At 35.0% G+C, this 16000-nt stretch carries 13 protein-coding genes and 1 riboswitch; of the genes, 6 read left to right on the top strand and 7 right to left on the bottom strand.

The window, feature by feature from the left end; translation table 11 throughout:
• Nucleotides 1-518: 518 nt before the first annotated feature.
• The 3 genes from AC3E9W_RS13175 (at nt 519) to AC3E9W_RS13185 (ending at nt 4381) form a co-directional block, all read left to right on the top strand.
• A complete protein-coding gene (locus tag AC3E9W_RS13175) occupies nt 519-770 on the top strand; it encodes a hypothetical protein (RefSeq protein WP_488768712.1) in 252 nt (83 codons plus the stop codon).
• A 29-nt stretch (nt 771-799) separates the two neighbouring features.
• Entirely contained in the window at nt 800-3691 is a 2892-nt protein-coding gene (locus AC3E9W_RS13180) for a hypothetical protein (protein ID WP_488768713.1), read from the top strand.
• Between the two features lie 285 nt (nt 3692-3976).
• Nucleotides 3977-4381: a hypothetical protein gene (locus AC3E9W_RS13185; RefSeq protein WP_488768714.1), complete on the top strand. Its 405-nt coding sequence runs from the start codon at nt 3977-3979 to the stop codon at nt 4379-4381.
• A gap of 162 nt (nt 4382-4543) precedes the next feature.
• Here the strand turns inward: AC3E9W_RS13185 and AC3E9W_RS13190 are convergent, their stop codons facing one another.
• Nucleotides 4544-5059, bottom strand: a complete 516-nt coding sequence (locus AC3E9W_RS13190; protein ID WP_276172333.1) for a DUF2892 domain-containing protein — start codon at nt 5057-5059, stop codon at nt 4544-4546.
• 169 nt (nt 5060-5228) lie between these two features.
• Between AC3E9W_RS13190 and rpmH the strand changes: the two genes are divergently transcribed.
• The gene (gene rpmH, locus AC3E9W_RS13195) at nt 5229-5390 is read left to right on the top strand and encodes a 50S ribosomal protein L34 (protein WP_008464848.1); all 162 of its coding nucleotides are present in this window, start codon (nt 5229-5231) and stop codon (nt 5388-5390) included.
• A 147-nt stretch (nt 5391-5537) separates the two neighbouring features.
• Complete coding sequence (gene carB, locus AC3E9W_RS13200; protein ID WP_488768715.1) at nt 5538-8393, top strand: carbamoyl-phosphate synthase large subunit; 2856 nt, start codon at nt 5538-5540, stop codon at nt 8391-8393.
• Nucleotides 8394-8824: 431 nt separating this feature from the next.
• Here carB and AC3E9W_RS13205 read toward each other — a convergent pair whose 3' ends face one another.
• Genes AC3E9W_RS13205 through AC3E9W_RS13220 form a run of 4 tightly spaced genes read right to left on the bottom strand, consistent with a single transcriptional unit; the run spans nt 8825 to nt 10867 of the window.
• Nucleotides 8825-9364 (bottom strand): DUF4252 domain-containing protein, encoded by a 540-nt coding sequence (locus AC3E9W_RS13205; protein WP_306159005.1) that lies wholly within the window; start codon nt 9362-9364, stop codon nt 8825-8827.
• 2 nt (nt 9365-9366) lie between these two features.
• On the bottom strand, nt 9367-9894 hold the full coding sequence (locus tag AC3E9W_RS13210; protein ID WP_306159003.1) for a DUF4252 domain-containing protein: 528 nt from the start codon (nt 9892-9894) through the stop codon (nt 9367-9369).
• A 15-nt stretch (nt 9895-9909) separates the two neighbouring features.
• Nucleotides 9910-10371, bottom strand: a complete 462-nt coding sequence (locus tag AC3E9W_RS13215; protein ID WP_488768717.1) for a hypothetical protein — start codon at nt 10369-10371, stop codon at nt 9910-9912.
• Complete coding sequence (locus tag AC3E9W_RS13220) at nt 10358-10867, bottom strand: RNA polymerase sigma factor (RefSeq protein ID WP_488768718.1); 510 nt, start codon at nt 10865-10867, stop codon at nt 10358-10360. The genes AC3E9W_RS13215 and AC3E9W_RS13220 overlap by 14 nt, the downstream gene beginning before the upstream one ends.
• Before the next feature lie 382 nt (nt 10868-11249).
• Between AC3E9W_RS13220 and AC3E9W_RS13225 the strand changes: the two genes are divergently transcribed.
• The gene (locus tag AC3E9W_RS13225; protein ID WP_488768719.1) at nt 11250-12710 is read left to right on the top strand and encodes a S41 family peptidase; all 1461 of its coding nucleotides are present in this window, start codon (nt 11250-11252) and stop codon (nt 12708-12710) included.
• Between the two features lie 147 nt (nt 12711-12857).
• Here AC3E9W_RS13225 and AC3E9W_RS13230 read toward each other — a convergent pair whose 3' ends face one another.
• Together AC3E9W_RS13230 and AC3E9W_RS13235 are read right to left on the bottom strand one after the other, a co-directional pair.
• Entirely contained in the window at nt 12858-13886 is a 1029-nt protein-coding gene (locus AC3E9W_RS13230; RefSeq protein WP_488768720.1) for a YncE family protein, read from the bottom strand.
• 3 nt (nt 13887-13889) lie between these two features.
• Entirely contained in the window at nt 13890-15740 is a 1851-nt protein-coding gene (locus tag AC3E9W_RS13235; protein WP_488768721.1) for a TonB-dependent receptor plug domain-containing protein, read from the bottom strand.
• A gap of 27 nt (nt 15741-15767) precedes the next feature.
• Nucleotides 15768-15976, bottom strand: a riboswitch (cobalamin riboswitch).
• Between the last annotated feature and the right edge of the window lie 24 nt (nt 15977-16000).

Consider the following 16000-nt stretch of genomic DNA (forward strand, 5'->3'; position numbering starts at 1 on the left):
TTTTTTGCGATTTATTAAAATTTTCAGACCATCATCATTCTGCTTTGTAAGATTTTTTTCTTATAGGGCAAAACCCTATGTAGTATTAAATGAACGGAATGAAGAGGGATGAAAATAGTAATACATTAAAAGTATTACTAGCAATTATTTGAAAATATACTGAGGCAGATGCTTAAAAGATAATGGTAAAATTGAAAACAGTACCTGAATCTTTTGGAATAAAAAAGAATTTCAAAATAAACAGGAATAACATACAGGCTGGTAATGCGTCAGCTATAATTTAATCGAATTTTTTTAATAAAACGCAATGAAAAAGAATACTACAATAAAAAGAAATGACAAGCTCTTATAACAATAGCCTGTTATTTCGTCCTTATAGTTGAATAATAAATAAAACTAAAAAAAGAAGTTTAAAAACGGTTTGCCAATAGCTGATTAACAGCACTGTATATTTTGTAATCTGTTATTTTTTACTATTTAAAAAAAGCTTCAATTTAAAACAATTTAATAATTAGATAATGAAGAAAAATCTATTTTCGATGTGGCTGATGCTTCTGGCCATATTATTTTCGGTAAACATGGAGGCTCAGATGACGATAGGAGGAAAAAAAGAGCCCGAGGCTTTCTCTGTTCTGGAACTGCTGAACAAAGGCGGGCTTAGGCTGCCTCAAATGACCACTGCAGAGCGCAATGCATTTGCCGTAAAAGGGAATGATAAAGGGGAAGGTCTGAAGGTCTTACGATCTATAATAAAACAACAGGCTGTGTAGAGTATTGGAATAAAGCACGCTGGGTAAGTTTGTGTGAAGGAACATCACAGGCTACTATTAGTCCTGACCCTTGTATTAATATTCCTGCTGATGGTACAGGCTGCGATAGCACTTTTAACATCACCGATCCTGACTGCCCAAATGGACCTTTCTCGATTGTAATTACAGCAGGCAGTCAATACGCATCATTATATGATGTGGATGAGAGCAACGGAAGTTTCAAAATTGCTTTCTTGCCAAACGAAACGGTAAGCACACATACGGTTTTAGTGCGTGTGACAAGCACATGTACAAGTCTGTATAAAGAATTTTTATTCTCACAAAATGGAGTAGAGTGTAATTCTATGTCATATACTGCGCCAACAATCTCGCCAACGAGTGCATCATCTTTAACATTATGTGCAGGAGGTTCTGTGTATTTATCAGTGCCTTCAAATACTGCAAATCTGGATAAATTAATCTGGACACGCAACGGTATCGAGGTAGCGCGCGGAGTATCGTATTATATTGCGAACCAAAAAGGAAAATACAATATTTCTATGGGTGCTGTAGGATGTAATACCAATGCAGCAAACGAACGTAATGTAACAGAATCTTCAACAGCAGCACCGGGAAGCATCAGTATAATGGCTTCTAATAACGGAGTAATCTGCGGAACCAATGCTGTGAAACTTTCAGCAACTGGAGCGGGTAGCGGTACTGTTGTTTGGTTTCATAATGGAGTAGAAGGACAAACAGGTGCGAACATAGATATCTCTGGAGACAGCAATGTGGGCGAATGGTTCGCAGCCGTAAAAGATGGCAGCTGTTATTCTAAACAGTCTAATATTCTAACAATAACAAAAAGTGCAGCAACAGGACAAGTAAATGTTGCAGCAGGAGATGTATTGGTAAATGGTGTAGCGTTAAATACGTTCAGTTCTTTCTGTGCCGGAGGATCTTTAAATTTAAGCATTGCCAACAAATTAGATGGTGTTACCTATACATGGTATAATGGCAATGATGTTATTACGACAAACCCATATATAGTGCCAAGCGGACAGACTACGATGTCACTGCGTATGGTTGCTACAGATAACAGCGGTTCTAAATGTCCTGCAGAAGCTAGTGTAATCGAAAAAAGCATTGTAAGCGGCAGCACACCGCAACAGCCTAATATTACAGGAAATGCAACTCTTTGCGATGGAAGCACCGATTTGACATTAGTGCCAGCTACACCGGGAACTTATACATATACCTGGTACAAGGATAATGTAAAAATGACCGAAACAGCAGCTACCATTACGGTAACTACACCAGGTTCAGTATACAGCGGAACAGTAACAAATACTACTGGTTGTACCAGTACGCTGGCAACAAAAACAATCTCTAGTACGCTTTCCAGCTTACCGGTAGTCACTTTTGTAACCAAACCAGCTACAGCGGTATTTGGAGCAAAAGTAACCTTGCAGACCGCTATTGAGTTTGGTCCGGCAACATCATACACTTGGACAGCAGATAACGGAGCGGTTGTGACAGGTTCTGGCGCAAGTGTTTCGGTACAGCTTCCGGCTAGCGGAACGGATGGCTTAACAGTTACCATTAAAGTAACAGCAATAAACAGCTGTGGTACTTCAGTGCCAGCAGAACTTGCGATCATATTAAACAATGACTGCCCTACGCCAGTAGTAACAGCACAGTCTGCTATATCGCAAAATACAGTAGCAAACAAATCGGTAGATTTAAAAGTGACTGCCTCAAGCGCTGTTAGTGCAACTTACCAATGGTACAGCAACACTAGCGCAAGCAGTACTGGAGGAACAGCTATAAGCGGAGCTACAACAGCTGCTTACACTTATACGCCAACCGCAGTTGGTACTTCTTATCTGTATTGTGTGGTAACGAATGGCTGTGCAGGAAATAAAACAGGAATTTCACCAGTGTTTACAGTAGTAGCGGCACAAAATCCTGCTTCTATACCAACAGGATCGGGTTCTTTGAGCGGTAAAACCTGTTTTGATATTGCAGAAAGCAATGACGGAGTTTCTTGTGGTTCATTGGCAAGCCGTCTGCCTAATAAATCAGATTTTAACTTAACAGCAACCAATACACAGACTTATACGTTTACTCCAAGCGGTACAGTAAGTAAAGTGCGTTTTGTGTATGTAGAATCGTATAGCGGTCATATCGTACAGTCTCTGACTCCAACTGTTGACAAATCACAGGCAACTAACGTAACGGGTGCACAAACTGCAGTATTGGTTTATAAGTCAACATTAAGCAGTGGCAGCGCAGGAACAGGAGATGCTAAAGGAAAAGACGCGACAAGTGCACTTTCTGTAGATATCTATGCAATTTATAATGATAATGCATCAGGTACAGGTACAGATAAAACCGTAAAACTAACTGCTAAGATCAAAGACTGTGCGTGCTGTGGTGCATATATCAGCGCTACACAGTGGAAAGAGTTTATGTGCCATAATTTAGGAGCAGACCAGTCTTTAGATCCTTTTACACCGGTACCAGGTTTGTTGGGAGATAATTATTCACAGGGGGCAAAAACACCGACTGCAACATACGTAAGTAGAGGATGGTATGATACTACTGGTGCCAAAACGGCTTCGGACCCTTGTCCTGATGGTTATAGAGTGCCAACTTATGAAGAATGGAATGGAGTAGCAAAAAATAACAAGCTAAGTTTCGTTGGCACCAAAGACTTTAGTGGATACGGAGGTACTATGCTGGGCAACAATTTAATGTTTCCTAATGCTTCGCAATTCAGTGCAAATAATGTAGATCGTGGGTTTAATTATCCTATTATGTTTTGGAGTACTTATGCTGGTTATACGATTCATGTCGCTAGTTTTAATTCTACCGCTGCTTCTTTGCCTCTTAGTTGTACTGATTGCAAAACAAAAATTCGTTGTATCTCGCTAAATTAACAGGATGTTTACTTAAAACATTTAATTTAAAGAATGAAAAAAGTAAAACCTATGAGGATAACTTAAAATAAGTAGAGAAAAAGAAACTACGCTTTTCATATACTGTCTACGGGCAGTTATGAAAGGCGTATTTCTAATTTATGAAAACAACTACTATAGTGTAAATCTTATAATAATGTCATGAATAAACTGCTATTAAAAATGGTGGCCATTTTGGGTTTTACCAACGTTATGCAGCCGCAGACGATAAACCTTACTTTTACGCATTATGCAGGTAAATAATATGTGTATGTACTCGAAAAAGGTGCTAAAAAAGACACGATCGCCACTGGCAAGCTAGATGGAGAAGGAAAAGCAGTGCTAACTGTGCCACTTAAAAATAATTATGCCGGGATATCTCACTTTATACTTACCGATGGCGGCGGAATGGATTTTGTGGTAAACAAAGAAAACTTCCTCATCTCCTGCACCGAAGAACAGCCAAACTTTGACAATACCAAATATATTGTTTCTGCAGAAAACGACTATTTAAACAATAGAGCAAAAACGCAGCGCAGCCTTTTAGAAAAAGCAGGAATGATTAGATATGGGCTTCAAGTTTATAAAAAAGAAGATGCACTGTATTCGGCATTAGAGAAAGAACAGCAAACTGAGATTGATGTAATGCTGTTACTTGAGCTTGCATTATAATTACTTCCTGAAGATGAAATGGAATTGTTGGATGAAGTTTATAAATTTATCACAACTCTCAAATGTAGTCATGGCTTATTAATAAAAATCAAAAAAAAATCCCAAATTCGTCCCGACGCTTCGGGGGAATTTGGGATTTAAAATATTGTAATTTAAAGAAGTTTAGATTTTCTTCATTTGCTCTTTCATCATAGTAATCTGTTCTTTCAGCATTCCTTGTTTATCTAGCTTTTTAGCTTCGTTTAACAGATTAGTTGCCTCAAGCTTTCTTCTGCGTGACATTGCAACTCCGGCAAGGTTTAATTTAGCTACAGCTAAATCCATATCCATTGATAGTCCAAGTTCGATTGCTTTTTTGAAATGTTTCTCTGCTTGGTTGATATTGGTTTGAGATAACATGATACCTTGTAAGTAATTTAAGTAACCTTGTTGTTTTCTTACTAATGCACCTTCAGGATTTTTGATATATGATAACCATTTATTAGCGCCTTCAAAGTCTTGTTTTCTTAATTTAAGGAAAGCTAAAAGGATAAATTCGTTTTTAAAATAAAGAAAAATTGGAATCGCAGTCAATAATATAAGAAAAATTCCATTTCCGATATTACTTTCTGTAAATTGCCAAATGCCCGCCACCACTAGAAGTCCGGCCAAAATAAGTTTAATATTTTTGTGAAACATAATTGTTGTAAATTTGTGATTGCAAATATAGTAAAATGAATTAAAAATATTTTTATAAAAGTGCTTGCCAGAAAAAAAAAGCTTTGTATATTTGCACTCGGTTTTTGAATAACGATATCCAAAGCCAAAATAAAGAGTTAATAGATACCATTTTTAAAGATACAAAGCAATGAGCAAAAGAACATTTCAACCATCGAAAAGAAAAAGAAGAAATAAGCACGGATTTATGGACAGAATGGCTTCTGCGAATGGAAGAAAAGTTCTAGCGCGTAGAAGAGCAAAAGGAAGACATAAATTAACTGTTTCTAGCGAGCCTAGACACAAAAAATAATGTTTGTATAAACATACATAAGGCGATTACTTTTTTAGTATCGCCTTTTTTTATACCTTGTCGGTAATAATTTTCCCAACATTCTAGTTTAGAATAGACTACGAATGTTTTTTAGAAGACTTTTTATAACTACACAATACATACAAAATGCCTAAAGACACATCAATTAAATCCGTTTTAATAATAGGTTCAGGACCTATTGTTATTGGTCAAGCTTGCGAATTCGATTATGCAGGATCTCAATCTGCACGTTCGATTCGTGAAGAAGGGATTGAAGTTATCTTGATTAACTCGAATCCAGCGACGATTATGACCGACCCATCTATGGCCGATCATATTTATTTGAAACCATTAACTACAAAATCGATTATTGAAATTCTTAAGGAGCATCCACAAATTGATGCTGTTTTGCCAACAATGGGAGGACAAACGGCTTTAAACTTGTGTTTGGAAGCTGAAGAAAAAGGAATCTGGCAAGATTTCGGAGTAAGATTGATCGGTGTTGATGTTAACGCAATCAATATTACAGAAGACAGAGAGCAGTTTAAACAGCTTTTAGAAAAAATTAAAGTGCCAACTGCACCAGCAAAAACAGCTACTTCTTACTTAGAAGGAAAAGAAATCGCTCAAGAATTTGGTTTCCCGCTTGTAATTCGCCCTTCGTTTACACTTGGAGGAACTGGAGCAGCTGTGGTTTACAAAAAAGAAGATTTTGATGAGCTTTTAACAAGAGGTCTTGAAGCTTCTCCAATTCACGAAGTTTTAATTGACAAAGCTTTGATGGGATGGAAAGAATATGAATTAGAGCTGTTAAGAGATAAAAATGACAACGTTGTAATTATCTGTTCTATCGAAAACATGGACCCAATGGGAATCCATACTGGAGATTCGATTACAGTTGCGCCAGCGATGACATTATCAGATACAACTTTCCAAAAATTACGTGACTATGCTATCTTAATGATGAGAAGCATCGGAAACTTTGCGGGAGGATGTAACGTACAATTTGCAGTTTCGCCAGACGAAAAAGAAGATATCGTAGCTATCGAGATTAACCCTCGTGTATCTCGTTCTTCTGCTTTAGCATCAAAAGCGACTGGTTATCCAATTGCTAAAATCGCTTCGAAATTAGCTTTAGGATATAACTTAGATGAATTGCAAAACCAAATTACAAAATCTACTTCGGCTCTTTTCGAACCGACTTTAGATTATGTAATTGTAAAAATACCACGTTGGAACTTCGATAAATTTGAAGGTTCAGACAGAACTTTAGGTCTTCAGATGAAATCTGTAGGTGAGGTTATGGGAATCGGACGTTCTTTCCAAGAGGCACTTCATAAAGCAACTCAATCTTTAGAGATTAAGAGAAATGGTTTAGGAGCTGACGGAAAAGGATACAAAGATTACGAATTGATTATCGATAAACTGACTCACGCAAGCTGGGATCGTGTTTTCGTAATCTACGATGCAATCGCAATGGGAATTCCTTTGAGTACAATTCATGAAATTACAAGAATCGATATGTGGTTCTTGAAACAATACGAAGAGCTTTACACTTTAGAAAAAGAAATTTCAAACTATAAAGTTTCAGATCTTCCAAAAGAATTATTGTTGGAAGCGAAACAAAAAGGTTTTGCTGACAGACAATTGGCACACATGATGAATTGCTTGGAAAGTGAAGTTCACACTTTACGTATGGAGCAAAAAATTAACCGTGTATTCAAATTGGTTGATACTTGTGCGGCTGAGTTTAAAGCGCAGACTCCTTATTACTACTCAACTTTTGAAGCTGAAATTGAAAAATCAAACGGAGAACGTTTTGTAGACAACGAAAGTATCGTTACAGAGAAAAAGAAAGTAATTGTTTTAGGTTCTGGACCAAACAGAATCGGACAAGGAATCGAGTTTGATTACTCTTGTGTACACGGAGTTTTGGCAGCAAAAGAATGCGGTTACGAAACCATCATGATTAACTGTAATCCTGAAACGGTTTCAACTGACTTTGATACGGCTGATAAATTATACTTCGAACCAGTTTTCTGGGAACACATTTATGACATCATTCAGCACGAAAAACCAGAAGGTGTAATCGTTCAGTTAGGTGGACAAACAGCTTTGAAATTGGCTGATAAATTATCTAAATACGGAGTGAAAATCATCGGAACTAGTTTTGACGCGCTTGATTTAGCAGAAGATAGAGGACGTTTCTCTGACTTGTTGACTGAATTACACATTCCTTTCCCAAGATTCGGAATCGCAGAAACGGCTGATGAAGCTTCAAAATTAGCAGATACTTTAGATTTCCCACTTTTAATTCGTCCTTCTTATGTATTAGGAGGTCAGGGAATGAAAATTGTAATCAACAAAAAAGAATTAGAAGAGCACGTAATCGACTTGTTGAAAGCAATTCCAGGAAACAAATTATTACTGGATCACTACTTAGCTGGAGCAATCGAAGCAGAAGCTGATGCAATCTGTGATGCTGATGGAAATGTTTACATCATCGGAATTATGGAGCATATCGAGCCATGTGGAGTTCACTCTGGAGATAGTAACGCAACATTGCCTCCTTTCAACTTAGGAGAATTTGTAATGCAGCAAATTAAAGACCACACGCATAAAATTGCAAGAGCTTTAAAAACTGTGGGTTTAATCAACATCCAGTTTGCGATTAAAGATGATACAGTTTACATTATCGAGGCAAACCCAAGAGCTTCTAGAACGGTTCCGTTCATCGCGAAAGCTTACGGAGAGCCTTACGTAAACTACGCTACAAAAGTAATGTTAGGGCACAATAAAGTAACTGACTTTGATTTCAACCCGCAATTAAACGGTTATGCAATCAAACAGCCAGTTTTCTCTTTCAGCAAATTCCCGAACGTAAACAAAGCGTTAGGGCCAGAAATGAAATCAACAGGAGAAAGCATCTTGTTTATTGATGACTTAAAAGACGATCAATTCTACGAATTGTACTCTAGAAGAAAAATGTATTTGAGTAAATAATCTCAGATTCTATTATATAAAAAAAAGGAGCAGTCTAATTAGACTGCTCCTTTTTTTTATAATGTTGTTCCGTAGGAACATTTCATTGGTAGAAAATTATGTTTTTATCATTGTTTACGTTCCGTAGGAACGTTTGATTTAGGTATCGTTTTAATAATTGACAAACAAACGTTCCTACGGAACGTAAATGTGTCTGATTTTCTATTTTTTTTACCAATGAGACATTCCTAATGGAATGATAACGAATTAAAGTTCTTTTCCTGCAAGGTTTCCAAAACCTTGTAGGTATTTGAAATTAATCTTTAAAAGCTTTAAGAATATAAACCTGCAAGGTTTTGGAAACCTTGCGGGAACGTAGGTTTTATAATTTCATCTGAAAAAGAAAAGCCCCAATAATGGAGCTTTCTTAAATTATAAAAAAGTAAGGGTGATTATTTTTTTAGCAGTTGTTCTAAAGGTTTCAACTGCTCCATATCTATTTTAGATTTCTGTAAAACCGACATTAAAGTCATGATGTTGTTCGGGTTCATATCTTGACCTAAAACTCGAACTACAGCAAAGCCATTTTCTTTTTTATTGGCAAAAATGATAAATTCTTTAATATTATCGTCACTTCCAACATAGCTTACAGAAGCACCTTCTTTACCAGAACCAAATTTCATTAATTCCTGATATTTCGGATCTTTTAATATGGCTTTTACTTTGTTTCTTTCTGTCTCAAACTGCGTCTGATTGCTTTCATTTGCTTTAAAAGCGATAATATTCATTTTCTCGAAAGAATTAACCGCTTCAGTCTGTTCTGCTGACAGTTTAGTTTTTTCAAGATTTAAAATGCTTGGCGAAATATCTAAAGCAATGAAATCTTTTTTCTCCGAATTCTCAACAAAATACTTTTGCAGTGTTGGTTCAGAATTACAGCTCCCTAAAGTTAGAAGAGCTGTAAGTGCTAGTATGAAGATTTTTGTTTTCATTTTTATTTTTTGCTTTTAGAAGCTTTTTTTAAGTCAGTACCTCCTGGAAGCTGCATTTTATCTGTTAGAACTGAGATTTCGTTTAAATCAAAATTACCAGTTAAAGATAGCAAAACAGTTTCGTCGTTTTTGGCACCGTCAACATACATTAAAAGTTCTCTTATCTGTGTGTCTGTAGCGCCAGATTTAACCATTATTCTAACATTTTTCCCGCTGTCATTTACGCGCATTAACTCTTCTAGACCGGCAGTTTTTACATATTTGTCGGCAGTAGCTTTCATATCGGCTTCGACTTTTGGGTTTTTAGTGGTAAACACTTTTAAGTAATCCAATTTTTTGATTAGAGCGATATATTGCTGCGTTTCTTTATCAGAAGCATCAACTTTTACTTTACTCATTAAATCAAACATTTTTTTGTTTACAATTACTGAGGTTACATCGTCTTGTCCATCAAATTTGTCAAAAGCACCTTGTGCGTAGAAAGTTGTGGTAACGAATGCAAATACTAAAGTTATGATGAAATTTTTCATTTTGATTGAATTTAATTACTGTTTAAAAATTTTGTTTTTTGATTGTTCATATTCTTTAATGTACTGTACACTTTCAATACCTACATTAACATTGTTTGATAATAAAGCCAAAGCCTTTTGAGTTGCTTTTAAAGCTTCTTCGGGATTATCGTAAGTTCCTAATTCTGTTTGCGAAGCCACTGCAGTTGTATTGTTTTGTTCGCTCACAAAAAAGTAAGTTCCGATGCCCAGTAAAAGAACAGCTGATGCCGCAATCGATAACCACGCTACATTGCGTTTTTTAGATTGTAGTGGAATTTCATACGTTGATTTCTGTTCTTTTGCTTGAGAGAAATAGCCAAACATAGGTTTGTACTGCTCCAAATGCTGCGCAACATCTGGTGAAGAAAAGTATTCTTTTAATTGGTTTTCTTCGGCAATAGAAGTTTCTCCCTGAAAGTATTTTGCTAATAAATCTTCTATTTTATTTAGTTCCATAAAGGTGTGTATTTGTCATTGATTCTCTAATTTTTTTTCTTGCTCTCGAAAGTGCCACTCGTATAGCGGTTTCGTTCATGTTTACGATTTTGGCTATTTCTTCAAATTCATATTGCTCTACATCCCGAAGCTGAATTAATAGTTGCATTTGTTCTGGCATCTCATTTATAATTTTTTCGACCCATTCTAGAGTATTTTCATCTTCTAGTTTTTTATCCAATTGCGGCTGACGATCGGTAAAGTTATTATGAACAATTTGCAGGTTACTGGCTCTTTTAGATTTTAACTGATCCAGACAATAATTTTTGGTCATCGTCATGGCTAAGGCCTCAACACTATTATAACTATCCAGATTGTCTTTTTTGTTCCATAATTTTACCATTACTTCCTGAGTGGCATCTTCGGCCTCTTCAGTACTTGTAAGCAATCTTTTTGCCAGACGAAAAACTTTGTCTTTAAAAGGATTTACTAATTCTATAAATACAACTTGGTTCATTAATTGGATGGTTAATCGTTAGCTTATATATTCAAGACGAGGCACAATTATATTTGTTACAGCAAAAGCGCAAAGTTTTTTTAAACCATTTAAGTTATATAAGTTCATTTTAGAATAATTAATTTATCTTATATGCTTTAATTCTCTTAGCTCAAGACGAGTGGCAATTATATTTGTTACAGCAAAAGCACAAAGTTTTTTTAATCATAGTAAGTTATAAGCTTATTTTAAAATAGCTTGAATTATCTGATATTACTTATATGGTTTAATTGTCTTAGTGACTCTAGGACTTTTTTATGTAAAAAAAATACTGCTTTAATGATAAAGCTAAAACTAAAGATACTACTTTTACGTTTATTCAGAATATAGAAACCTACACGATATGAAAACAACTTTCAAGAGCATTCTTTTACTCTTTTTGTTCGCTTTTTCTTTACAGTCTTGTGAAGATCAGGACGATATTGCTGCTCCAGCAGACTTACAGATTAATAATTTTATCTGGAGAGGATTAAATGAAGTTTATTTATGGCAGGCCGATGTGCCAAATCTAGCCGATGGACGAAATCTGCAACCCGATTTTAATCAATTTTTAAAGGGCTACTCTAAGCCTGAAGATTTGTTTGAAGATTTATTGTACAAGCCAGAAAGTAAATATCCAAATGACGCCATTGACCGTTTTAGCTGGATTGTTGACGATTATACTGTTCTAGAGCAGGAATTAAGCGGAGTTACAAAAAATAATGGTGTCGATTTCAGATTGAGCCGTGTTGCTGCAAGTTCAAATGATGTGGTGGGTTATGTGCGCTACATTATTCCAAATTCGGATGCTTCTACAAAAGCAATTAAACGTGGAGACTTGTTTACAAGTGTGAATGGCGTAAAATTGACTGTTTCAAATTATCAGGAATTATTATTAAATTCTGATAATTATACTTTAAACTTAGCAGATTATAATGGAAGTGGATACGTTTTGAATGGAAAATCGGTTGCGTTGACTAAAACTGTTTTAGAAGAAAATCCTATTTTGATAAATAAAGTGATTACTTCTGGAAGCCATAAAATTGGTTATTTAATGTATAATGGATTTTACCCAGGATATGATGATAAATTAAATCAAGCATTTGGTGAGTTGAAAGCTCAGGGTGTAACAGATTTAGTTTTAGATCTTCGATATAATGGAGGAGGAGCTATTACTTCTTCAATTAGACTTTCTAGTATGATTACTGGTCAGTTTGATGATCAGGTTTTTGCTAAAACGCAGTTTAATACAAAGCTGATGAAAGAATTTACAGCTGAAGATTTAGAAGATTTGAATTACAGATTTGTAAATAATATTGACGGTAAAGCGTTGAACAGTTTAAATTTAAATACAGTTTATATTATTACGACGGAAAGTACCGCTTCTGCGAGCGAATTGGTTATTAACGGATTAAAGCCTTATATTAATGTAGTTCAAATTGGAGAAACGACAACAGGTAAAAATGTGGGTTCGTATACAATTTATGACTCTGAGACACTTTTTTCTAAAAAAGGAATCAATCCAAATCATAAATACGCGATGCAGCCTTTGGTTTTAAAAATTTCTAATTCTGTAGGTTTTGGAGATTATACTCAAGGTTTACAACCTACATATCAGCAAACAGAATATATAGATACTTTTGGTGTTTTAGGAGAAACCTCTGAACCTTTGCTTAGTCTGGCTATTTCAAAAATTACAGGATCTGCTGCAAAAAGAATTTTTACTTCTGGACCAGAACTTCCTTATTTAACAGATTCAAAAATCATTAATGGATTAAGACACGGAATGTATTTTCAAACCGCTCCTCCAGTAAAGGGGTTATAATAAAATTCCAATATTTAAATTCCAAATTCCAATATTGAATTGGAATTTGGAATTTGAATATTAGGATTTAAAAAGAAAATAGAAAAGGCTTTCATCACTGAAAGCCTTTTCCATAAAAAAAAACAAAAACTAATTCTAAGGATAAAATTAATCGTTAAAGTAGAATCCGTTTGCACCTACGCCAACAGTTAATTCTTTTTGTAGAACTCCTGATAAGTTGTAGATAAAAGCTTTACTATCTTTATTGAATGCTGCATCTGCAATATAAATACGGTTGTTTTCTACTGAAAAACCGTAGATATAACTAGCTTGTGAATTTACAATTGCTGTTGTAGAAGGAGCTGTTGCATTGATATCTATAGCATAAACAGAACTTCCTACAGTGTAAAATATTTTGTTGTCTTCAACATCTAAATATCCTGCAACACCTTGAGCTAATGGAATTTCGATTTTAGAAACCGATTTGTCAGAAATTTTCACTTTAATGATTTCGTTGCTTTCTGTATAAGAAGTTTTTAAGATATATAAATTTCCATTTTCTTCTTCAATAGAATCTAAACCATAGGCAATTGTTACTGGAGCTTCTAAAGTTTTTGTAGCAAGATTGTAGATAGAAAGTTTGTCAGTTCCCAGCGGGTCTGTAATATACAATTTTCCGTTTTCTTCTATAATTCTGTTTCCAGTTGTGTTTAAATTAATTTTAGATTCAACAAGATTGTTTGCTAAATTAATTACAGCAATATAATCGTCTGTACTTCCAATTCCTTCATCGTATGAATTCGCATTCGTTACATACGCTTTTCCGTCTTTTACAACTCCATATCTTGGATTTGCCAAACCGCTATCAACTTTAGCGATTAGTTTAAAAGTGTAACGATTTACAATAGTGATTACGTTTGATCCTCCAGCAATAATGTAAGCTCTGTCTCCACTAAAAAAGATGTTTTGAACAAATTTTCCAAGTACATCAGATCCGTTTTCTGCTTTGTAAGCATCTTTTGTGAAAATACTGAAATCATTACTAGAGAACGATACAGTTCCAGCATCTGTAGATCCTTCATTTAAAATGAAAAAACCATTGTCGTAAGCACCTTTCGGAGAATCGTCATCATCGCTTGAGCAAGAAGCGAATAACGAAATGCTTAACGCTATTAAAAGTAATTTACTAAACTTCATATATTAAAATTTTAAGGTTAAATACACATTGAAATTGCGACCTGGCATCGGTCTGTTTTCTAAACTTTCATAATCTTTATTCAAAAGATTCAAAATTTGAAAGCCTACTTTGAAAGAATCTAAAAACTTCAGATCATAATCGATTCCGATATTAGAAATCGTATAATCATTAATAATTTCGTCCGGATTATTGTCGGCTCTTGTATAGACAAAACCGTTATAAAGCACTTGATAATAAGCGCTTATTTTATTTCGAGAATAAGATAATGCTCCTGTGGCTTTATGAAACGGAACAAAAAATATCTGGTTTTTTGTTTCCTCATCCTGTGAAACGGTATAAGCATAAGTAGCATTTGCAGCAAAAATATTTTTGCCGTAGCTTTTTTTCCAACCCAATAGCGTCTCGGTTCCGTAGCTGTTTACTTTATCTTGATTTTGTGGAGCCCAAATACCGCCTGAACCTGGGACCCATTGCAGCATATCGGTAATTTTCATGTAATAGAAATTCTGCGTCCAAGTCAGATTTTTGAAGGTAAAGACATTGCCAATTTCTCCTTGATAAGAACTTTCAGGTTTTAAATCTGGATTTCCTCCTTGATCCCAATACAAATCGTTGTAAGTTGGAATTCTGAAATTTCTAGAAATATTTAGTTTTAAATTGTACCAGTTGAATTTATACGAAGAACCTAAATTGAATAAAACGGGTGATTTGTAATTGCTAGTAAATTCTTTTCTGATGCCAAATTCAGTCTTCCAGTCAGCGCCAATATCTTGTCTAACCAATAATGCAGCGGAACTTATTTCTCGAATATGACTTCCAAAACTAGTTCCGTAACCGTTTGTTCTGCTGTAATCTGCAATTGCGTTTATGTGTGTTGATTTGAATAAATGATAATCGACATCCAACTTGGTAATCAAGTTTTCCGTTTTTCCGTAGGTAAAATATTTTGAAGCGTTATCTGCAAAATATTGGTAGTTTTCGAAAATATAAGCAGTTTTAAAATTGGTTTTCAGTTTCCCGAAATTTCCATCATACTCTAATAAGTTTCGATTGAAACCATTTACATACTTACTTTTTGTTTCAGATTCTGTCACCAAAGAAGTATTGCGATCGGTGTTTGAAGTCTGACTATACAATTTTAAAATATGATTTTCGTTGAATTTATATCCAGCATTGGCGCTTACTGTAATAATGTCATATTGCCCGTTTTGATTCCAGCGCTGTTCGCCTCTCCAAGTATATCGATTTAAATATTTGTAATCGTTTGTAGAGCTGTTTTTAGAAAAACCGATTTGAGTGCTCCATTTTTTGTTAGAAATAGAAGTTTTATAATTAATCCCAATCGTATTAAAACTACCGTAATCTAGTCTTAAATTATTCTCAAAACGATTAAAAAACAACAGATCGTTATTTAAATGCACAGTTCCTCCAACGGCACCACTTCCGTAAATGACACTTCCGCCACCAGCTTTTACGCTTATCGAATTATAATCGGAACCTGAAATTGTATTAAAATCGGTACTTCCGTTCATTTGGGAATTAATATTTATTCCGTTCCAAATGACAGCTGTCTGAGAAGAGGTTGTTCCTCTAAAAGAAACTGTAGAAAGCATTCCGCGTCCGTATTCTTTAAAATATAATGTCGAATTAAAGTTTAATAAATCGGTCAGAAGCGCTTCATTTTTATTGATTACAGAGTCGTTTAACTTTAAAACGGACTGTGAAGCGGAGTAGGTTTTTAAATTTTTGTCTGAAACAAAAACCTCTTTAAGACTGGTAATAGAATCGCTTTGCGCCGAAATAATTTGGCACATTACAAATACACAAAAAGTAAAAAGTCTTTTTAAAGTCATAACTTCTACACTCTTTTTCCCGAGAGCTCGATAATTGTTACAAAGGCAGGTCTCCTGGCTTGCGTCTTGCTGTTTACCTTCCCATCACGCAGGGGCGTGGCAGTGGTTTGTAGATAACAGCAAGCATTCATTTTTTGAACGTAGCTTACAGTTGCGGGTACAGCTCAAGAATTTACTTGATTCCCTTTTAATGTATTTTTTAAATTAAAAACACAACCTTAATTTGCTGCAAAGATAAAGTTAAAAATATTGATTATTCA

It is taken from the genome of Flavobacterium sp. 38, from assembly GCF_057799715.1.

Coding starts and splice junctions, on each gene's coding strand:
- AC3E9W_RS13175 (WP_488768712.1), top strand. CDS start 519: ATGAAGAAAAATCTATTTTCGATGTGGCTGATGCTTCTGGCCATATTA.
- AC3E9W_RS13190 (WP_276172333.1), bottom strand. CDS start 5,059: ATGTTTCACAAAAATATTAAACTTATTTTGGCCGGACTTCTAGTGGTG.
- rpmH (WP_008464848.1), top strand. CDS start 5,229: ATGAGCAAAAGAACATTTCAACCATCGAAAAGAAAAAGAAGAAATAAG.
- carB (WP_488768715.1), top strand. CDS start 5,538: ATGCCTAAAGACACATCAATTAAATCCGTTTTAATAATAGGTTCAGGA.
- AC3E9W_RS13205 (WP_306159005.1), bottom strand. CDS start 9,364: ATGAAAACAAAAATCTTCATACTAGCACTTACAGCTCTTCTAACTTTA.
- AC3E9W_RS13210 (WP_306159003.1), bottom strand. CDS start 9,894: ATGAAAAATTTCATCATAACTTTAGTATTTGCATTCGTTACCACAACT.
- AC3E9W_RS13215 (WP_488768717.1), bottom strand. CDS start 10,371: ATGGAACTAAATAAAATAGAAGATTTATTAGCAAAATACTTTCAGGGA.
- AC3E9W_RS13220 (WP_488768718.1), bottom strand. CDS start 10,867: ATGAACCAAGTTGTATTTATAGAATTAGTAAATCCTTTTAAAGACAAA.
- AC3E9W_RS13225 (WP_488768719.1), top strand. CDS start 11,250: ATGAAAACAACTTTCAAGAGCATTCTTTTACTCTTTTTGTTCGCTTTT.
- AC3E9W_RS13230 (WP_488768720.1), bottom strand. CDS start 13,886: ATGAAGTTTAGTAAATTACTTTTAATAGCGTTAAGCATTTCGTTATTC.
- AC3E9W_RS13235 (WP_488768721.1), bottom strand. CDS start 15,740: ATGACTTTAAAAAGACTTTTTACTTTTTGTGTATTTGTAATGTGCCAA.